This is a genomic window from Bacillus sp. Y3, from assembly GCF_008123875.1.
In the GTDB taxonomy this organism is placed as follows: Bacteria; Bacillota; Bacilli; order Bacillales; family Bacillaceae; genus Bacillus; species Bacillus altitudinis.
The window spans coordinates 437943-458066 of record NZ_VSSC01000004.1; the positions used below are offsets into that span (position 1 = coordinate 437943).

Here is a 20124-nt window from a genome sequence, read left to right on the forward strand (position 1 = left end):
ACTCCTTTGTCTTTGCTGATGATTCTTTAGCTTGCTGCTGCCTTTTCTTCTTGTTTCGCTTGTTGAATTCGGCCCTCTTTTTGATACACAATAGAAGCTCCCTCGAAGCTCTTTACAAAAGCGACCGTTGCTTCTAAATCTTCTGGGCCTGTTTCCGGATTTTTCCCTAGCCGCCCAATCGGTGCATACTTACTTCCAGTGGCAGTCGCCATGAAGTTGTTCACTGTGAGTGTATACGTTTTATCGAAATCAACGGAAGAACCATCAGACAGTTTTAAGTCGACTACTTTATATGTTAACGGATCGTACGAATAAGAAAAGCCTGAAATACTATAATCTGGTCCAAATTGAGGAGATATTTGAGCTTCAATGATATCAACTAAATCTTTCCCCTTGATGTCCAGCTTCACTAACACATTTCCAAATGGCTGAATATTAAAGAGGTCTCCCCAAGTAATCGGTCCTTTTTCGAGATTTTGTCTGATCCCGCCGCCATTCATCATGGCAAAGTCACTTTTCATTGAATATCTCATGCCATCCGCAATGAGGTTGCCAAGTGGTGTATCACCATCATTGGAATAGCCACCTTCCATCTTGACGCCAGCTTCTCCAACAACCTCACTAATAATCGGCTCCACTTCTTTTCCGTAATGGGCTAAAATGTCCGCTGCTTCCTGATCCTTTTCAATACCAGCCTGGTCTACATACTGGATGTTTGCACTCTTTTTGACAATATCTTTTGTTTTCCGGTCAAGTGTGACATTGACTTCTCCAATTGCCTTTCCGTATTCAAAGGCTTGGACAATTAATTTTCCATTCACTTCTCCATTGACCACTTCGTGATTATGGCCAGCGAAAATGACATCAATTTCGTCATCACCTTCTTTGGCGAGCCTTGCGCTTTCTCCAGTAATGGTATCACCATTTTGAGAGGCGGTCATATGAGCCAGAACTGCGATCGCTTTAATCCCTTTTTGCTTTAATTCTTTCGTTGCTTCATTGACAGCTTTGACTTCATCAGTAAATTGAATATCTTTAATTCCTTCTGGCATGACCATTCCTGCCGCTGATGTTGTCACTACCCCGATAAAAGCCACAGGAATTCCTTCGACATCCATGATTTCATAGGCCGGTAAAAGTGGTTTGCCAGTGTCCTTGTATTCGCAGTTTGCACAAACAAGCGGGAAGTTCTGCCCATCGTATCCTTTTGTGCCTTTCGGGTGATCTCCACCTTTTAAGATGCGCAATAATTCATCTACACCTTCATCAAACTCATGGTTGCCGACAGTCCCAACATCAAAGCCGATGTTCTCCATTAGTTCAACCGTTGGTTCATCTTGTAAAAGAGAAGAAACCGGCGAGCTTCCGCCTATCATATCTCCTGCATGAACTGTCAGTGTATTTTTTTGCCCAGCTTGCTTTTGTTTTATATAAGCCGCCACATAATCCATCCGTCCATATGTTCCTTTACTGCCATCACCTTTTACATCCAGCTCATATTGCTGATCAATTTTCCCATGCAAATCATTCATGCTTAAAATGGTTAATGGAACTTCACGGGTTGATTCTGACGCCTGATATCCAGCCTGCTCTGCTTCTTCTTTAGAAGCAAAAAAGATACGTTTATCCACATCGATCTCATTCCAGCTGTCAGGTGATACGTAGGTTTTTGCAGATGAATCACCCACATAACGTGTGAGCCCTTTTTTCTGCTCGCGTGCTCTAAATTCAAACGGCTGTTCTAGAAGAGGATCTTCTTTATTCCAAATACCAAGCCCTTTTTTCTTGGCATCTTTCACTGCTTGCTGGAACATCTGATACTCTTTTTCATCTCCAACAGGCCAGATGAAATAAGTAGGGGCATATCCTTTTTTCACAAGCTCTAGGTTCGTATTCAGCCCTTTTTTGGTTTTGACTTGAGCTAAAAGACGTCCATATCCATCCTTTGCTTCCGGGCCAATCTTTAATGTGACTCGATCACCGCTTGAAAGAAGCGTTTTTAAATAATCCGTCGCTTTTTGTCCAAAACGCAGCTGGTTTTGATCTAATTCATTTTTTGGCTTGTGGTAGGTTTCTGGTGTGTCCATATTCACGAAGCGTACCTTTGTTGTGCCGAGCACAGGCTTCTTCAAATGAATGGTATCTCCATCCACAACACGATCTACCGTTGCCTCGTATTCTTTTTTGATTTTTGGCGGCTTTGGCTGGTTCTTCAGCAATTTGACATCGGTTTTGTGTCTTGGAAATACTTGCAGCGTATCGTATCTGCTTAAAACGCCAGTAAACTCATACCATTTTCCGGTCTTCACTTGATCAATGGCACCCGTATCAACCATGACTCTAAGGACTGTGCTATGATATTTTTTATCTATGATGACCACATTGTATCCACCGCCAGCCGGCTGATCTGGCGCTTGTTCTACATAGCCTTTTACCTTCACTAATCTTCCTTCATATTTGCTTGCCTGATCCGATTCCAATTGTTTAATGGAAACTTTCTTTGGCGAAGGCAATGGCTGATTCACAGCATCTATCTTCAGACGATCTTGATCTGGCACAATTTCAACAAGCCCTTTATAAGTCGTCACCTTGCCAGTCACCGTGACCTTCATGCCTGCTTTCAGTTCTGGAAAATTCTTAGGCTGCGCAGAATAAATATTGAGACCAGCTGTTTTGTCTTGAATATATGTTGATAGTTTCCCATTCCCTATAGCGGATTGATCTGCTGTTACGATTCCGCTCACTGTTACCGTTTCTCCTATCAGTTTTCGGGCTTTTTTTATGTTCATCGGCTTTGTTTGTTTCCATAAAGTCTCCTTTTTCTCAGAAGAAAACGTCTCAGCTGTCATCATACTAGGCAGTAAAGATTGCAGACTAAATATCACCAAAATCAAACAACAGACCATTCGAATGGATTGTATACGTTTCATTAGATTTCTCCCCTTTGAACTTCATCTCTTCTATTGTACAAAGCAATTATTGAGAATGGATGGATTTCATGTAAAGCTGATCTCAATTACTTGGAAACGTAATAATCACACGTGTCCCTTCAAAGCTTTTGCTCTCAAAACGAATGGTACCGCCATGGCTTTCAATAATCTTAATGGTCATCATTAATCCAAGACCCGTGCCTTTTTCTTTCGTTGTGTAAAAAGGTTCACCTAATTTCCCAATCTCGTCTTCTGGTATGCCCTTTCCTTGGTCTTCAAATATCAGCATCATTTGGTCGTTTTTCAATAATGAAGTCACTTGGATCACACCTGTTACTCCATCCATCGCTTCAATTCCATTTTTAAGAATGTTAAGGAACACTTGTTTTAGTTCATTTGGAATGCCTTGAATATGTGGCAGAGAGGGCGCCAGATTCTTTTGAATCGACACTCCTTTTAAGACCGCCTGAGATTCAACGACCATAATGACTTCTTCGAGCAGAAGATTCACATTCACCGGTTCAAATTTAACAGATTTGCTTCTAGAGAGCACAAGGAATTCGTTAATAATAGACTCAAGCCGATTAAACTCTGACATCATCACATCGGCATAATCCTTCTGATACTTTTTACTTTGAATCATTAGCTGTAAAAAGCCTTTTAACGACGTAAGTGGGTTACGTATCTCATGGGCAATACCAGCTGCAAGCTGTCCAACTGCTGACAGCATTTCAGACTTCATCAGCATTTTCTCAGACTGTTTTTGACTTGTAATATCCTCCGAAATCCGCATGACAGTAGACTGCATTTTGTCAGGGTCATCGATTCGGTGTAAAGAGACTCTTTCCCATCGCTCACGCCCTGATAAGTCCTGAAAATACAACTCACCTGTCCAGCTGCCATCTCTTAAACACACGTCCCATTGTTTCACTAGATCATCACATTGACACAACGCATAATAGACAGAAAAAATATCTTTTCCGATCAAATCATATTCATGCTGCTGTACAAACTGACAAAAGCGCTGATTGACACACTGAATAACACCTTCTCCCGTTGCAACCACAATATGAATATGGCTGTTATCAAGTGCTGTCACCGCAAGATGAAGAGCCTGCTTCAATTTCGTCATTTCGGTCATTTTGATCCAGGTCATCACCGCTCCCTCGCGATCTTGATCATAGAAAGGTGTCATATGAACCGTGAATTGTTCTCCTTCGTTCGTTTCAATTTCACGTTCGATCACGCGCCTATCTGAAATGACAGATTGAATATCATGATAGAGCATTTCCTTCGATAACTTCTTCACCATCGACTGAAACGTTTGCTGGTGCCGGGTTTGAGCTGAAGTGAATAAAGAGGTAGCTGTAGGAGTGTGATAGCGAATATTCATTTCCCGGTCCACAAACAACGTGGCAAGTTCTGGCTTCACAGACGGCCGGTACAGTTCTTCTCTTGTCACCTTTAAGTTGTTGATGATATTAATAAAATGCTCGTTTGTTTTCTCGCGCACTTCTATTTGCTTGTTTTTTTCTTTTAATTGAGCCCTTGCTTCTTGCTCCTTTTGTTTGACCTCATTGAGCTCGTTTTCTAAATCGACAATTCGCTGTTGATAAACCGAATTCTGCTCTAACATCCCTTTGTCCCTGCCGTTCTTTTGATTTTTTCCTCTCTCACTCTTCCGAATGAGAATGACGTATACTCCTTTAAAACGGCGATCAAAATGTTTCACTGTAAAATCTGCATACTGCTTTCTTCCATTTTCCGAAATGAGGACATGTTGAAAGACAACCTCAGTCTCTTCAGTCCACACCTTTTGAAAGCTTTGACTTAGTATCTCTTTCATATAATCAGGGGTTACATATTCACATAATTCATCTGAGACTTCTGCATGCGCTAAGAAAGAATAGGCACCGTTTGATATCGCGAGAATTTTCTCGCAATCGTCTATGATGAAACATGCATCATACTCCTGCTCTACTTCTTTCATATATTGGACAGCTCGTTTTTTTAACTCCGTATGACCTGCATTGTATTTAGGAACGTTTGAGTGGGTGTAAATGTTCCACTTTTCATTTAACAAATGAAATAAACGAGGGATATTGGGTACCTTTTCATTCGGTCCTAATATCAACATCCCTTGATCCTTTAGTGCATATTGGAATCGAGATAAGACTCGTTTTTGTACTTCTGGCTGGAAGTACATCAGAACATTTCGGCAACTGATAAAATCGAGGTGGATAAAAGGTGAATCGATCAATAAATTGTGAGGAGCAAAGACAATATGTTTTCTAAGCGACTGCTTCACAATAAAAGCGTCACCTTTTTTTTCGAAATATCGCGCCCTCCATTTTTCTGGCATCCGTGCCATAGATTCAAGCGAATAAACTCCTTTGCTTGCACTTTGAATGGCTTTCCGGTTGATGTCTGTTGCAAACACTTGAAGTTCAATGGACACTTGTCTTCGTTTCATTTCTTCTAAAAATAACATCGCAAAAGAATAGGCTTCTTCACCTGTAGAACATCCTGCAATCCAAATTCGGCATCGAGATTTCCCATTTTTTAATGTATTATCAATGATCGACGGAATGATGTGATGTTCACATACTCGAAAGGCTTCCATATCTCTAAAAAAGGAAGTCGTGCCGCTTAAAAGCTGTACATGCAGGCGATCAAGCTCATCTGGTTCTCTCTCTAATAAACGATCGTACTCGGACAACAAGGAGATCGATTGGTTCGCACTCCTCATTCTTTTTTGAATGACAGAGAGCAGTCTGCGCTTCTCATAGGTTGAAAATGCAATTCCTTTATGCATTTCAAGACGTTCAATGATTCTGATCAAAAAAGGGTCTGCAACATCTGTATGCGGAACGTTGATGATGTTGGCTATATATGACGCAAGTGCAGAAGGGTCTTGAAATGTTTGATGATACATACGATCAAACCCACTATTTGTCTCACTGCACGATATGGCTGTACCGCCTTGCTCAACGATTTGAAGCAGACCACTTCCTACACAATAGCCTTTTTGAAAAAAGATCGCATAGGCCTCTTCCTTTTGCACATTGGCAAGTGACTGAAACAACGAATTCACAGCACACGCCTTGTTTGTAGGATGCTGCTCTGTTATGTGTAGCCGTTTGTCTTCTGTCAATGTCACAGCTGCATGCTGCGGACAAACATAAATCGTATTTTTCATGACTTTCTCACCATGCTTAATCGGCTTTGCCCGGTAGCCAATCGGTAAAACAAGTGCTTCCAAATCAGTTACACAATCGCCTGTCACATGATTTTGCACAACAATAAAAGAGGCATTTAATTCATGCGGAAATGATTGAAAAAAAGCCTCAAGATGATGCTGTTCAAACGGCGAAACACCGATGCCAATCACTGGTGCCTGCACATGTTCGTCTTCTATCAAACGATTAATGATTTTGTCCTGCATCTGGTACCCCCATGTTCATTCGTCTGATACATTTTTTCGACAAAAAGGAAGAAAACCCTCTAATTGTAAATAATGTTTTTTGCATGAAAGGAGGAAAACTTCCTCACATTAAAACAGACTGTATAAAACAGAAGGAGGATTCTTTATGCAAAACGATCAGCAACCAAACGTTCAAGGACATGTCCAGCAGCCCCAATTCAATCATGGCGGGCATGAGTTATTTGATTTACATGAGGTATTAGCAGGGACCATTAATATTTTGGATCAATACATGATCTTTCGGCAATTTATCCAAGATCCCGCATTATCCGACATGTTAGATCGACAATATCAATTTGTATTGTCCCAGTACAACGTCACGGTAGATTGCTTTTCTACTGGTCAAAAGCCTAGTGAAGAAACATCTACTTATATGATGAACGAACAGACACAGGTGACATACGGAATAAAACCATCTCAGCCTAAGAAGCCAAATCAATCATTACAGGATGTAAAGGATGCGGGAATTACAGGGCATATGCTTGGTCTCGTGAAATCTCATGCTGGATTACTCTCAATGACTGCATTAGAGGTCACAAACCCTGTGGTACGACGTGTGCTTGCAGCGCAAATCCCGAACTTTATTGAAATGGCGTATGAAATTTTCTTATATCAAAACAAACATAGCTATTATCAAGTTCCGCAGCTTACAGCTCAAGATATGCAGGCGATGACATCTACATTTGCCCCTATGCAGGGACAAGTGCAGATGCCGCCGAGCAAAGCCAACCAGCAAAAACCGCTTCATTAAATAAAAACAACGGCCGACCTATTTACAGGTCAGCCGTTTTTTCTTTGATAATTCAGTTTAAATTGCTCTTCAAAATCTGTGAGACGTTGTCCTGTCGCTTGTTCAAACCCTCTATCAAAACGACTAGTTTTCGCCGTTTCCTCCATGATCTCATGTATGACATCTCGTCCATAAAGCTGCACAAGCTCATAGATCATATAGTAGCTTTGTAAATAAACATCTGTCTCATACGTCGTGCGAGATTCTTGCCAGTCTTGATCAGAATAAAGAGATTTAAAAGGAATGACGTCAAACCGTTCAGACGTGGCGTTCAGCACATCATAGGCCGTCCATTCTGCTGTTCCTTCATGGAACCAAAGAGGAAAGACGACTGGAGATACATTGTATGCATGCACCTTTTCATAGAAAACAAAATGGGCATACTCATGAATGAATAACGTGTTGAAAAAGTATAAAGGCAGTGTCTCTTTCTTCAACAATTCTTCCCGTTTATCTGGGTATAATCCAATCATATGATCAACATCAGAATAAAAACCTGTAATATGCTTGATACCGGCAAATTGCTCAATCGTCTCTTTATCATCAAAATAAATGATATCTAACGGTTTATCAGCTTCATACTGAAACACTGACATCGTCCTCTTCTTTGCCTGCTCAAGCGCTTCTATGGTCAGATCGACAAAGGCGCCCTCATCCTCTGCATAGTAGATTCGAATATGTTCATAGACTTGCTTATTGAGTCCTTCCGTTAAGACCGTTTTAGGCGAAGAATGCTGCTCTAGATATTGCTCTGCCAGCTGGAACGCTACATAAATCAAGTACGCAGTGAACGCATAAAAAATCAAACCTGCTGCAATCATTCCGCTTACAAGTTTTTTATGAATTAATGACGGTTTTGCTTTCATTTACTCCCCACCTGAATTCATCCTGCAACCTCTTTCTCTTTCTATGAAAAAACAAAGATCAACAAGAGGTGATATATTTTTTACTTTATGCAGTCAGGTGCGCAAGGTGCGGTTCCAAACAAAAAAGCCGCATATGACATACGGCTTTTGTCGTAGCTATTTTGATTCAGGGAAGACACGTCGAACCGTTTCAGTAAACTCGTCGAAGAATCCTGAAATTGGTTCTCCACTTCTAATACGTTTTCCGTACCCTGCCATACGATCGACAAAGTCTGGATTAGCAGATACATACACATTATCAATTTGTTGATCCGTCGATTTAACTTTGTCAGAAATTTTCTTTTTCAAATCGTCTGTTACATCTCCGCTTTTATTGCCTTCAAGCACGACAGCAACAAATGCATTTTTCCCTGTGACAAGTACGTTCGCTGTTTTCACTTCAGACATGTTGGCAACAAGCTCTGATGCCTTATCTGCCACTTTCACCTTCTGAGGTGTCTGCACATTTGGTTGATCCTGTCTCATGTTGTCGTTCTTATATGTGACATTTTCATACTGTCGTTTCATTGTTCCTCTTCGTTCATCGCCCTGGTTGTTCATTCCACACCCAGCAGTGATCAATGTTGGAACGAGTAATAAAGATAGCATCCATTTCTTATTCATCAATTGATTCCCTCCTTTTGCTCATAGGTTTTTCATCCAGCAGACTTTTTATGCACACATCCTCTATTTCAGCAATGAATTCATAAATCAGCCTTTATTGGTCATCCTAAACATGATGAAGAAGTATCATCACGATCAAATGGAGGGATTCGTTTGTTTAAAAAGAGAAAAGGTATGAGTACTGGTGCAATGATCGCAGCATCAACAGCCATCATTGCATTATTTTCACCACTATTACGGAGAAGACTTAGCAGCATGACTCAAATGAATTTGTCCTCAATGATGAAAGGCAAAGATCAACACCAGCATGAGTCATCTCGTCATGAGTCCCATTCACATTCACGTAAAGACTCAAAAGGCACAGCTGAAGTAGGACAAATGATCAAGCAAGCATTCAGCGCTGTCCAGCCTAATGAAACAAGCCAGCATCAAACATCATCAAAAACATACCAAACTCATCAGCCGCCGAGAGAGTCTTACGCCCAGTCTCTTCACATTGATGAAAGTGTCATGAATGTAATGGATGATGAATCTATTCAGCAAGTACTCAATGACATCGAGCACAAATAACTAAAACAGGAGCCTTTTTTCAGAAAGGCTCCTGTTCATTCTCCTGAAAAATGCTCTTTCACCATGATGCAGAAGGAAGGTAAGAAGGTGATTTCGATCGTGATAACAAACCGTTCCACACCATCTAATAGTATCAACAGCTCTTTTTGATGCTGCCGATCCTTTTTTATTTCTACATGTCGCACAGTTTTAAAGGCATATACTCCTAAAACAGATGCGTCCTTTTTACGAATAGCCTTCAAAGAAAATTCTTGTACTCCAAGAGACATCGTCACTATAAATCGCTCTTCCTCATTCTCAAACCGAAACGTTAGATCTTGATATTCAATGGGCATATCTCGTTCAAATCCTTCATCAGGCCACGTCTCAAAAAAAGAAAGCCAGTCCGTTCGATCTGGAAATTGTTTTCTCCTCATTTTAAACCCCTCATAAGTGAAATTTTTATTAATTATCTTGTTTCCTCTTTTCTTTTGCAACAAATTTTAGTAATTTTAAAAAGGTGATTTTATTTTGCTAAGAGACCTCTTTATTAATTTAACAATTCTTGTCACTTTCCATTATTTATTGATGCTTGTGTTTAAAGAGAATTTTTTAAAAAAGGAAGACACCTTGCTCAGACAAATTTTTAAAGGAATGATTTCTGGGTTACTCGGTGTCCTCTTAATGTTTTTCTCTATTAAAGCAGGACCAGCCATCATCGATTTAAGACATATCCCCCTTATTTTAACGGCATTTTATGGAGGCATTGCACAAACGTTCATTGCAGCCTGTGTGATCATTATTGGCCGATTATTAATCGAAGCCAATGTTGCTTCTTTCATTAATATTTTTTCCATGATATTTATCGCCACAGCTTCCTTTTTAATTGCTGAGCGTCATATCAATCACGTCGTAAAAATGCTGTTATCTATTACCATGAGCAACGTCATAGCGACGATTTTATTTATCATCATCGTCAATGAAAGATCATTTGAACTGCATACTGCCTATTGGATATTCTCGTATATTGCCGGTTTATTTAACTTTTATGTCATTGAGCATCAAACAAAAGCGTATCAGATGTTAAATTTGTATAAATTCCAAGCTCATTATGACTTTTTAACTGGTGTTTTAAATAAACGGAAATTCGATGAAATATTAAGTGATGCTTTTTCGCTGAACTTAAAGCAACCTATCCATCAAATGTCCTTGATTTACCTAGACATCGATTATTTCAAAACCATCAATGATCAGTATGGACATCATGAGGGAGATATCGTTTTAAAAGAAATCGGAACAAGGCTGATTAAGAACACAAGAAGCTCTGATTATATTGGGCGGATCGGCGGTGAAGAATTTGCTGTGCTTTTACCGAATTGTTCCGTTGAAAAAACATGGCAAATTGCGGAACGTTTACGAAAAAAAATGGCGGATCAGCCAATTTATTTACAAAACGGAACATCGATTCACATTACGGTGTCAATTGGATGTGCTTATGATGCAGGAACAAGTGAAAACATGAAACAATTACCGATTATTGCAGACCAGGAGCTCTATAAAGCGAAGCAGTCAGGCAGAAACCAAGTGAGCTTTTCTGGACGTAAAAGAGAACACTTAACATAGGCTTTTTCCTCAATTTGTTAGCGCTAATTATTTTTAAAAAAGTTTTCGTATAACAGTTGTTTTTTCCCGCAAACACTGGTAAAGTAAAGGTAATTATTTTTGTTCGTATCATCTTTAAGAAGAAAGTTTTGAAAGAGTTTTCGTCTTTGAAGTTTGTGTAAGAGCAAGAATAGTGAATTTAAGCGTTAAGATCGCTTTAGGAGGAAATTTCATGTTAGAAGGTAAAGTAAAATGGTTCAACTCTGAAAAAGGTTTCGGATTCATCGAAGTAGAAGGTCAAGACGATGTATTCGTTCACTTCTCTGCTATCCAAGGCGAAGGCTTCAAAACTTTAGAAGAAGGTCAATCAGTTTCTTTCGAAATCGTTGAAGGTAACCGTGGACCACAAGCTGCTAACGTTAACAAAGCGTAATTTAAGAGCATCTGCTCTTTTAGCACTTTATAGAGTGAAGGAAAACCGCTCGGCTTTTATGCCAGCGGTTTTTTTGTGCAATAAAAAAAGAGAACCTGACGAGAGGTTCTCTTTTTATTTGTCCTTCTGCTTTAGTTTCTGTAAAGCAGAACGATACATATCATCATTCATTTTCGTCTCTGGTTCTTCTTCTTTGACAGGTGGTTCTGGCTGCTTAAACTTTTGAAGCGCCTGTCTATAGAAATCATCACCTGACGGAGCATCATCTGTCTGAGAAGGCTCTGACGCTTTTTCTTCCACTTCAGGCTCTACAGGTCTCGCCGCAACTTCTGGCTCGCTATGCGGCACGTCAGGATGATTCGATACATCTTCTTTGATCTCTTCCTTCTCGGCCGAAGCGTGTCTGACATTGAACGCTACTAATCCGATAATGACTAGAACAGCAGCTACTAACGCTACAATAATCGTCGCCAAAAGAACCCTCTCCTTATCGCTTAAATGACGCAGTGACTGATGCTACACGTCTTCCTAATGCTTTCCCTAGCTCAATGCCTTCTGTAGAAATCACTTCATCAGAATCAATCGGGCACGTCACACCTGCTCCATAATAAGAGCCGTATAACGCATTTTCTGGAACATTTCCAGGAAGGCCGACCACAAGCATCCCTTGATGGAACATTGGCGTAATCAAATTATGCATCGTCATTTCTAATCCGCCGTGTGTTGTTGCAGTGGTACAGAAAACGGCACCGACTTTATCGATAAGTTTTCCTTCTGCCCATAAATACCCAAGACGGTCAATCCATGTCTTTAATCCAGAACTAATGGTACCAAAGTGACCAGGGCAGCCCCAAATGATTGCATCCATTTGATCAAGCTTGCGGATATCCGCATCTTTCACATGATCAATGAACACTTCAGCTTGCTCTGTTTCACCTGCGCCAGCTGCAATCGCTTCTGCAAGTGCTTTTGTATGGTCACCTTCACTATCGTATACGACATAAATTTTCATGTACGGTCCCTCCACACTTATCTTGCATTTTGGTTTGCTTCCTTAGGTGCTGGAAGCAATGTCATTTCTTGTTTCTTATCCTGCTTTTCTTTTCGCTTTTTATCCTTACGTACATCTCGCAGGAACAAGCTGAGAATCACACCAGCTGCACAGAATAATGTCACCCACATGTAAGCATCATTGATGCCCATCACATTGGAATCAACTTGTGCTTTCGTAAAGAGCTGGGTCGACACATATTTTTGAGCAGCTTCTGCTGTCATGCCCATATGGTGCATCACATTAGAGACAGCCGCCTGGAATGAATTCATAAAGAACGGGTCAGCCGTATTCGTTTGATCTGCCATATTGGAATAATGGAATGTCGTGCGATTTGTATAAATCGTCGTGATCAAACTCGTACCGATCGAACCACTGATTTGTCTCAGTGTGTTTGACATCGCTGTACCATGACTGTTTAAATGCTGCGGTAATTGGTTCATCCCAGCAGTCATGACTGGCATCATCAAGAGTGACATACCAAAGGCACGTACTGCATACATAAGCACAATGTGACTATAAGATGTATCAATCGTCAGCTGTGTAAACTCGTATGTGGTGACAACCGTAATCAGCATCCCTACAATGGCAAGTGGACGAGGTCCAAATTTATCAAACAAAATCCCTGAAATTGGGGACATAATGAGCATCGCAAGTGCCCCTGGAAGCATTAATAACCCCGATTGCAGTGCAGTAAACCCAACGAGGTTCTGCAAGTAGATCGGTAGTAAGAACATCCCAGTGTATAAGGCAACGGTAATAATAATGTTAATAACACTTGATAATGAGAAAATGCTGTATTTAAACACGCGGAAATCAAGCATCGGATTATCCGCTTTTAGCTGTTGGAAAATAAAGAGAATGATCGCAATCGCACCAATGATAATCGTAGATAAAACGATTGGATCTGTCCAACCATCACTTCCCGCTTCACTTACTCCGTATAGAAGCGAAGCAAAACCAACGATCGACAGAATCGCACCAAGGCTGTCCAGCTTGATTTTTTTAGGCTCTACAATATTTTTAAACATAAAGAAAGCCGCGATAATGACAATCGCACCGATTGGTACAAGTCCATAAAACATAATACGCCATGAATAGTGTTCAATAATATAACCAGATAACGTTGGTCCGACAGCTGGCGCAAACATCATCGCAAGACCAAAAATCCCCATTCCTTTCCCTCTGTTTTCTGGAGGGAAAATAAAAAGGATTGTTGTCATGACGAGCGGCTGTAAGATACCGCCACCGACTGCCTGAATCAAACGACCAATCAGCATCGTAGAAAAGTTTGGCGCAATACCGCAAATAAAGGTCCCTAGTGTAAATGAAATCATCGCCACGAGGAATAAGCTGCGCTGGCCAAAACGTGTGATTAAAAACGCAGATAACGGAATGAGCACCCCGTTGACAAGCATGTAACCTGTTGTAAGCCACTGAATTGTCGTCGCACTCACATTAAATTCAGTCATTAAATGGGGCATGGCTACGTTCAAAAGCGTTTGGTTTAAAATCGCTACGAACAAACCGGCCATTAAAATGATCAGTAAAGACAAGGAGCCTGCTCCCTGTTTTGTCGCTGCAGGTTGATTTGCCATCTCAGACAACCTCCTTTCATTTTTTGATATCAGTCATCATTAAGATGAAATTTTGACAGAAGCATTCATACCTGGAAGTACTTTGTCAGATGGATTTTTAATTGAAATTTTCACTGCTACTTTTTGTGTCACTTTCGTGTAGTTACCACTTGAGTTTGTTGCTGGCAGCATATTGAATGTTGAGTTTGTTGCATAACCAATTTGTTCAACTGTTCCTTCAAATGTTGTATCAGGATCGCCGTCTACAACGATGTCCACTTTGTCACCTTTTTCAATGTTCTTAATGTCTGTTTCTTTAATATTCGCTGTAATGTAAAGCTTGCTTAGGTCAATCGTTTCACCAAGAACTGTCCCAGGCTGCACTTGTTGGTTGTTTTGTACTTCTTTTTTGACTAATGTGCCATCAGCCACTGCTTTAATGTTTGTTTTTGCTTCTCCTTCAACTTTTGCAACTGTGCTGTCTTTTTGCACTTCGTCACCTTCATTGATGTCCCAGCCTTTGATTTGTCCAGCTGCTGGCGCTGTAATTTGATACATGTCACCTGTCACTTTTGCTTCATCTGTTTTTACGAAGTTTGTGCTTTCGTAGTAGTAATAAGCACCTCCGGCAATAATGGCAAGAATCACAATAAGGCCAATAATATTTGTTAGCAATAAACGCCCTCTGTTCATGTTTTGTTTCTCCTTTCATGTATAAAAATATAGTGTCATCTGCTTTAGCAAACTTAGAATGCCCATCATCTGACAGATTATGAAACAAGCTCATAGAGCTGCCTGTTTCCCCTTTTTCTACTCTGCTGAAAATGGTGTGCAGCCCATTTATACTTATTGTTCACTTATGAGCAAAAAGCAGAAAAAGAAGAAAAGACGATCGGCATCTTTTTTTGAAAAACTTATATTTAACAAGATTAAATATTAATAAATGAAAATTGAAATGTCAAAGAGAAAGTTTTACTTTTTTTCTGGTGATCCCTTCCTTCTCCACACAAAAAACCTTTCAGCCCTTATGCTGAAAGGTTTTTTTGAATGTTCTCTTTAAGAAAGAACTTCTTCCTGCTGAAAAAATTTTTTTAATGCGAGAAAAACGTCTGATTTTTGCTTCAAAATATAATGCTTAAATTTCTCATCCTGAATATGTTTGTATGCTGACATTAACGTAGAATGCCGATTATATTGATTCACTTCACCATAACAAAATAAATTGGCTTTTTTCATAATTTCAGAAACGAGCTTCACGCACCGTGCATTATCAGAGGTCAAATTGTCACCATCAGAAAAATGGAAAGGATAAATATTATATCGTGACGGAGGATATCGTTCGTCTATGAGCTCTAGTGCCTTTCGATAGACAGAAGAACAAATGGTTCCCCCGCTCTCTCCCCGAGAAAAGAAGTGCTCCTCATCTACGACCTTCGCCTCTGTATGGTGAGCAATGAATTCGATCTCGACTGTCTCATACTTTGTCCGCAAGAAACGTGTCATCCAAAAGAAAAAGCTTCTCGCCATATATTTTTCCCAAAGCCCCATACTTCCGCTCGTATCCATCATTGCTAGGACAACCGCTTTTGATTCTGGTTTGGTGACTTCATTCCACGTCTTATACTTAATATCCTCTGGATAAATGGGATAAAAGGAAGGGCTTCCTGTCATGGCATTTCGTTTAAATGCTGACAGCATGGTTCGTTTTTTATGGATATTACCGGTTAACCCCGTTTTGCGAATATCATTAAACTCAATTTCCTCGACAACGATATCATCAAGTTCCTTTTGTTTAAGATTTGGTAGCTCCAGCTCACGAAATAGCGCTTCCTCTAAATCCATTAATGAGACTTCTGCTTCGTAATAATCATCACCGGCTTGATCTCCAGCACCTTGACCTTTTCCCTGCCCTTGCTTACTGTCAGATCCATCCCGAGCGACCACATCGCCAACTTGGCTGTCTCCATCTCCTTGACCTACATGCTTATTTTTATCATAGTTGTACCGAATTTTATATTCATCTAAAGAACGGATCGGAATTTTGACCACATCTTTGCCATTAGACATGATGATGCTTTCCTCTGTGACAAGATCCGGCAAATTGTTTTTAATCGCCTCTTTGACTTTTTTCTGATGACGCTGCTGGTCATCAAAGCCTTTTCGATGGAGGGACCAGTCTTCCTGAGACACAATAAACTGACTTTTTTCTTGCCGGGACATCCATCCCCCTCCTCACCTTTTTGCACAATTCTTGTACCCATCGATTCCATTATCGTATGCTGGTCGTCGTCGAAATGACGACGATTTTTAAAAAAGACATTACCGGTGCTAGTTTGCGCCAATAATGCCTCCTTCATTTATTAACGATTCAGAAGACTACCTACATATTTTAAGAGTTCATTTGCACTTGTAGAATTATAGCCATGCTCATCAATCAATCGCGCCACTACTTCATTGACCTTTTTCAACTGTTGCTCATCCGGTGTTTTCGTCGATGTCGTAATTTTCACGACATCTTTCAAATCGGCAAAGAGCTTCTTCTGAATAGCTTCTCGTAATCTCTCGTGAGAATTATAATCAAAGCGTTTGCCCTTTCTCGCATAAGCCGAAATCCGAATGAGGATTTCTTCTCTGAATGCCTTTTTGGCGTTTTCAGAAATGCCGATCTGTTCCTCAATTGAACGCATGAGCTTTTCGTCAGGATTCATTTCTTCACCTGTTAACGGATCACGCAGTTTGTTTTTATTGCAGTACGCCTCGACATTATCTAAGTAATTATCCATGAGAGTTTTCGCAGACTCCTCATAGGAATACACAAATGCCTTTTGAACTTCCTTCTTCGCCATATCGTCATACTCTTTTCGTGCGACAGAAATAAAATTCAAATAACGTTCCCGATCTTCACTTGAGATCGATGGATGCTGATCGAGTCCTTCTTTTAAGGAACGGAGGACATCCAGTGCATTGATGGATTCCATGTTCTTTCGAATAATGGTGGATGAAATGCGGTTAATGACATATCTCGGGTCAATTCCGCTCATTCCTTCGTCATGAAATTCCTTTTTCATCTCATCAATATCAACAGATTGGAAACCTTCGACACTTTCCCCATCATACAGTCGCATTTTTTTCACCAAATCGATATCAGACCGCTTCGGCTCCTTCAGCCTTGTCAAAATAGAGAACATCGCAGCTACCTTTAGCGTATGCGGCGCAATATGAACATCTGAGACATCACTTTCTGAAATCATCTTATGATAAATGCGTTCTTCCTCTGTCACCTTTAAATTATAAGGGATCGGCATCACAATAATTCTTGAGTGTAAAGCCTCGTTCTTTTTATTCGAAATAAATGACCGGTACTCCGTTTCATTCGTATGTGCAACAATCAATTCATCCGCACTAATCAACGCAAAACGCCCCGCCTTAAAATTCCCCTCCTGCGTTAATGAAAGAAGATGCCATAGAAATTTCTCATCACACTTTAACATCTCCTGAAATTCCATCATTCCACGGTTCGCTTTATTGAGCTCTCCATCAAACCGGTACGCACGCGGGTCTGACTCTGATCCAAATTCAGCAATCGTTGAAAAATCAATACTTCCTGTTAAGTCGGCAATGTCCTGAGATTTCGGATCAGACGGGCTGAAGGTACCAATGCCGGTCCGTTTGTCCTCTGAGAAAAAAATTCGTTCCACTCTCACATCCTCAATGCGGCCACCGTATTCCTCTTCGAGCCTCATCAAGTTCAAAGGTGATAAATTCCCCTGCACACGTATGCCGTATTCTCTATAGAAATCCTCCCGCAGATTTTGCGGAATGAGATGAAGCGGATCTTCATGCATTGGGCAGCCTTTAATCGCATAGACTGCGCCATGATCTGTTAGTGAATACTCTTCCAGCCCTCTTTTCAGCCTTGTGACAAGCGTCGATTTCCCGCCGCTGACTGGACCCATTAACAATAAAATACGCTTTCTGACATCTAAACGTTTAGCCGCAGGGTGAAAATACTCTTCCACTAGCCTTTCCAATGATTCCTCTAAACCAAAAAGCTCCTGATCAAAAAATTTGTAGGTTCTGACCCCATTCTCCTCTTCAATCCCGCTGTCCTTAATCATATGATAAACGCGAGAATGAGCAGATTGAGCGACAAGTGGATTTTCTTTAATAATTTCTAAATATTCGCTGAAGGTGCCTTCCCATTTCAGTCGCTGCTCTTCTTCTCTGTGCTGTTCAATTTTCTTTAAAATATCCATATGAACCTCCTCTTTCAAGATTGAAGCTAGAAATCAGATACTGTTTTACAATCTATGCGGAGGCGTCCTATTACATGCTTTCGTTCTTCAAAATGACGAATTGGCAAACTGAATTGACAACCATCCGCAAGACCCTTCATAATAAAGGAAAAACAGGAGAAAAATGATCTTCATCTCCTGCTTTTCAAGGCGAACTTCACAACATATGAAACCGGCAGCAAAGGAACAAAGGGATAAGGGGGAGCTTATATGAGAACGGTCATTATGATGGGTGTCATCATTACGTTTTTAGTATCCATTTTCACAGCTGGCTACGAAGGCAAGCCTGGTAAATGAAAAAAAGGATGTTCCATCAGCGGAACATCCTTTTTCATTTCGTTCATATTTTCAGTACTTACATATTCACTGAAAGCGAGATCGGATCTCGGCTTTTATCATGTTCTTATATCAAATCTCGGTATTGCTGCTGGCGAAGCGCCTCATACACAAGAATCGCTGCCGTATTCGATAGATTCAGTGAACGAACATGCTCTGTCATTGGTAAACGTAGACAGCGATCCCTATTCCGTTCAATCAAATCTTTTGGCAATCCACTCGTCTCTCTGCCAAATACAAAGAAGTAGTCTTCATCTAGCTGCGAGTAATCGAACGTTGTATGCGGCTTTTGCCCAAACTTTGTGATATAGAAAAATTGCCCCTTCGGATGAGCCTCAAACAATTCATCTAATGAATCATGATAGACGACATTGGCATATTTCCAATAATCGAGTCCTGCACGCTTCAGCATTTTATCATCTGTCGAAAAACCAAGCGGACGAATCAGATGAAGTGTTGTATTTGTTGCTGCACATGTTCGCGCAATATTTCCAGTATTAGCTGGAATTTCTGGTTGATATAAAACGACATGAAGTCCCAAAAAAGTTCACCTCTAATTTTCTTTTCCGCTCAACATTATACCATTAACTATCCTTTGGAGCATCGTCCAAAATGTGAAAAAACGTATAACGAATACTAGGTGTATAAGCCGTTGAATCTTCATACGACCAGTAACGCATACGGCTGTCATACGTTTGTGCATTCACAAGAGGCATTCCGCCTTTATCATGATCAACGACAATGGTTGTATGATTATACCTACCGTCACCCTCAAAATCGTAGCAAATCACATCACCTATTTGAAGCTCCTGCGGCTCCTTGAGCTTCTTCGCTCTCAACCCCGCTTTGGAATTCGCTAAGTAATTTTTCATCGAATGTGCCACCGTCCAGCTGTAGCTCCACGTATGTGGACGAACCCACCAGCCAGATCCACGGTTCGGATATCCTCTCGTTGGCGCATTCCCTGCTTTTAGACATTGTGAAATAAAATTCGTACAGTTATCTTCGAAATTTTTATAGGCTGGATTTCGTTTATTCCAATACGTCTCAGCATATTGAACAGCTGCACGCCGGTCATAGTGAAAAGCTCTTCCAAATTGGTCTTCATTTTGGAAGCGCTCATCCACCTGATCTTCCTTTTGTCGTTCTTCTAACATCATCCGATCTTTCACAAGCATGTCGTTATAAAGAAACGCTTCTCTTTTCTCAACCTGTTCCTCTAAATAAAAAGAATCGTCTATATCCTTACAGACATAAGTGAGGTGCGCGAGATATTGTACTTGCTGAGCTCCATCATCTTGAATAGCTGAATCGAGAAGTTTTGCTTTTGCTTTCGCCTTGACAATCTCAACTTGTCTTCTTGCAAACAGCTCTTTCTTTCGCTCCACAGCGTCCACATCAGACATCAGCTGCGGCTGTTTGATCGTACTGCCATTTAATAAATATGCCAGTCTGTCTTCTAACGTTTGTTCTAATAATTGTTTCACACAGACACCACCAAACTTTTTTTAACATCTCTGTTTGGTTCATTCTATGTTCAATGGGAGG

General features: G+C 40.5%; 17 protein-coding genes. 4 read left to right on the top strand and 13 right to left on the bottom strand.

Annotated features, from left to right (window positions below; all coding sequences use genetic code 11):
• Positions 1 to 26: 26 nt before the first annotated feature.
• Both FXF70_RS11925 and FXF70_RS11930 read right to left on the bottom strand, forming a co-directional pair.
• Entirely contained in the window at positions 27 to 2930 is a 2904-nt protein-coding gene (locus FXF70_RS11925; RefSeq protein WP_148780296.1) for a 5'-nucleotidase C-terminal domain-containing protein, read from the bottom strand.
• Between the two features lie 82 nt (positions 2931 to 3012).
• Complete coding sequence (locus tag FXF70_RS11930; RefSeq protein WP_148780297.1) at positions 3013 to 6375, bottom strand: CheR family methyltransferase; 3363 nt, start codon at positions 6373 to 6375, stop codon at positions 3013 to 3015.
• 145 nt (positions 6376 to 6520) lie between these two features.
• Between FXF70_RS11930 and FXF70_RS11935 the strand changes: the two genes are divergently transcribed.
• Positions 6521 to 7165, top strand: a complete 645-nt coding sequence (locus FXF70_RS11935; RefSeq protein ID WP_050827090.1) for a spore coat protein — start codon at positions 6521 to 6523, stop codon at positions 7163 to 7165.
• Positions 7166 to 7194: 29 nt separating this feature from the next.
• Here the strand turns inward: FXF70_RS11935 and FXF70_RS11940 are convergent, their stop codons facing one another.
• Together FXF70_RS11940 and FXF70_RS11945 are read right to left on the bottom strand one after the other, a co-directional pair.
• Positions 7195 to 8070, bottom strand: a complete 876-nt coding sequence (locus FXF70_RS11940; protein ID WP_144740629.1) for a hypothetical protein — start codon at positions 8068 to 8070, stop codon at positions 7195 to 7197.
• A 156-nt stretch (positions 8071 to 8226) separates the two neighbouring features.
• On the bottom strand, positions 8227 to 8733 hold the full coding sequence (locus FXF70_RS11945) for a YhcN/YlaJ family sporulation lipoprotein (RefSeq protein ID WP_008349054.1): 507 nt from the start codon (positions 8731 to 8733) through the stop codon (positions 8227 to 8229).
• Between the two features lie 153 nt (positions 8734 to 8886).
• Here FXF70_RS11945 and FXF70_RS11950 point away from each other — a divergent pair, with 153 nt between their 5' ends.
• Positions 8887 to 9303 carry a hypothetical protein gene (locus FXF70_RS11950; RefSeq protein ID WP_039962740.1) on the top strand — a complete coding sequence of 139 codons (417 nt, stop codon included), beginning with the start codon at positions 8887 to 8889 and terminating at the stop codon, positions 9301 to 9303.
• Between the two features lie 35 nt (positions 9304 to 9338).
• Here FXF70_RS11950 and FXF70_RS11955 read toward each other — a convergent pair whose 3' ends face one another.
• Entirely contained in the window at positions 9339 to 9719 is a 381-nt protein-coding gene (locus FXF70_RS11955) for a hypothetical protein (protein ID WP_148780298.1), read from the bottom strand.
• Between the two features lie 94 nt (positions 9720 to 9813).
• Here FXF70_RS11955 and FXF70_RS11960 point away from each other — a divergent pair, with 94 nt between their 5' ends.
• Positions 9814 to 10905 carry a GGDEF domain-containing protein gene (locus FXF70_RS11960; RefSeq protein ID WP_148780299.1) on the top strand — a complete coding sequence of 364 codons (1092 nt, stop codon included), beginning with the start codon at positions 9814 to 9816 and terminating at the stop codon, positions 10903 to 10905.
• A gap of 211 nt (positions 10906 to 11116) precedes the next feature.
• Entirely contained in the window at positions 11117 to 11317 is a 201-nt protein-coding gene (gene cspB / locus FXF70_RS11970; protein ID WP_008349061.1) for a cold shock-like protein CspB, read from the top strand.
• Positions 11318 to 11431: 114 nt separating this feature from the next.
• On the opposite strand, the gene FXF70_RS11975 is transcribed toward cspB, so the two are convergent.
• From FXF70_RS11975 to FXF70_RS12010, 8 genes are all read right to left on the bottom strand, one after another.
• Positions 11432 to 11791: a hypothetical protein gene (locus FXF70_RS11975; RefSeq protein ID WP_017360371.1), complete on the bottom strand. Its 360-nt coding sequence runs from the start codon at positions 11789 to 11791 to the stop codon at positions 11432 to 11434.
• 13 nt (positions 11792 to 11804) lie between these two features.
• The gene (locus tag FXF70_RS11980; RefSeq protein ID WP_017366904.1) at positions 11805 to 12329 is read right to left on the bottom strand and encodes a flavodoxin family protein; all 525 of its coding nucleotides are present in this window, start codon (positions 12327 to 12329) and stop codon (positions 11805 to 11807) included.
• Between the two features lie 17 nt (positions 12330 to 12346).
• Positions 12347 to 13966: a DHA2 family efflux MFS transporter permease subunit gene (locus FXF70_RS11985; protein ID WP_148780300.1), complete on the bottom strand. Its 1620-nt coding sequence runs from the start codon at positions 13964 to 13966 to the stop codon at positions 12347 to 12349.
• A gap of 39 nt (positions 13967 to 14005) precedes the next feature.
• Positions 14006 to 14638, bottom strand: coding sequence for a biotin/lipoyl-containing protein (locus FXF70_RS11990; protein WP_007497037.1), 633 nt, complete (start codon positions 14636 to 14638; stop codon positions 14006 to 14008).
• Between the two features lie 363 nt (positions 14639 to 15001).
• Positions 15002 to 16165: a sporulation protein YhbH gene (gene yhbH / locus FXF70_RS11995; protein WP_007497035.1), complete on the bottom strand. Its 1164-nt coding sequence runs from the start codon at positions 16163 to 16165 to the stop codon at positions 15002 to 15004.
• Between the two features lie 140 nt (positions 16166 to 16305).
• Positions 16306 to 18201, bottom strand: coding sequence for a PrkA family serine protein kinase (locus FXF70_RS12000; protein ID WP_148780301.1), 1896 nt, complete (start codon positions 18199 to 18201; stop codon positions 16306 to 16308).
• A gap of 442 nt (positions 18202 to 18643) precedes the next feature.
• The gene (gene trmL / locus FXF70_RS12005; protein WP_148780302.1) at positions 18644 to 19117 is read right to left on the bottom strand and encodes a tRNA (uridine(34)/cytosine(34)/5-carboxymethylaminomethyluridine(34)-2'-O)-methyltransferase TrmL; all 474 of its coding nucleotides are present in this window, start codon (positions 19115 to 19117) and stop codon (positions 18644 to 18646) included.
• 43 nt (positions 19118 to 19160) lie between these two features.
• Positions 19161 to 20063: an amidase domain-containing protein gene (locus FXF70_RS12010; RefSeq protein WP_008349082.1), complete on the bottom strand. Its 903-nt coding sequence runs from the start codon at positions 20061 to 20063 to the stop codon at positions 19161 to 19163.
• Positions 20064 to 20124 lie beyond the last annotated feature (61 nt).

Coding starts and splice junctions, on each gene's coding strand:
- FXF70_RS11925 (WP_148780296.1), bottom strand. CDS start 2,930: ATGAAACGTATACAATCCATTCGAATGGTCTGTTGTTTGATTTTGGTG.
- FXF70_RS11930 (WP_148780297.1), bottom strand. CDS start 6,375: ATGCAGGACAAAATCATTAATCGTTTGATAGAAGACGAACATGTGCAG.
- FXF70_RS11935 (WP_050827090.1), top strand. CDS start 6,521: ATGCAAAACGATCAGCAACCAAACGTTCAAGGACATGTCCAGCAGCCC.
- FXF70_RS11940 (WP_144740629.1), bottom strand. CDS start 8,070: ATGAAAGCAAAACCGTCATTAATTCATAAAAAACTTGTAAGCGGAATG.
- FXF70_RS11945 (WP_008349054.1), bottom strand. CDS start 8,733: ATGAATAAGAAATGGATGCTATCTTTATTACTCGTTCCAACATTGATC.
- FXF70_RS11955 (WP_148780298.1), bottom strand. CDS start 9,719: ATGAGGAGAAAACAATTTCCAGATCGAACGGACTGGCTTTCTTTTTTT.
- cspB (WP_008349061.1), top strand. CDS start 11,117: ATGTTAGAAGGTAAAGTAAAATGGTTCAACTCTGAAAAAGGTTTCGGA.
- FXF70_RS11980 (WP_017366904.1), bottom strand. CDS start 12,329: ATGAAAATTTATGTCGTATACGATAGTGAAGGTGACCATACAAAAGCA.
- FXF70_RS11985 (WP_148780300.1), bottom strand. CDS start 13,966: ATGGCAAATCAACCTGCAGCGACAAAACAGGGAGCAGGCTCCTTGTCT.
- FXF70_RS11990 (WP_007497037.1), bottom strand. CDS start 14,638: ATGAACAGAGGGCGTTTATTGCTAACAAATATTATTGGCCTTATTGTG.
- yhbH (WP_007497035.1), bottom strand. CDS start 16,165: ATGTCCCGGCAAGAAAAAAGTCAGTTTATTGTGTCTCAGGAAGACTGG.
- FXF70_RS12000 (WP_148780301.1), bottom strand. CDS start 18,201: ATGGATATTTTAAAGAAAATTGAACAGCACAGAGAAGAAGAGCAGCGA.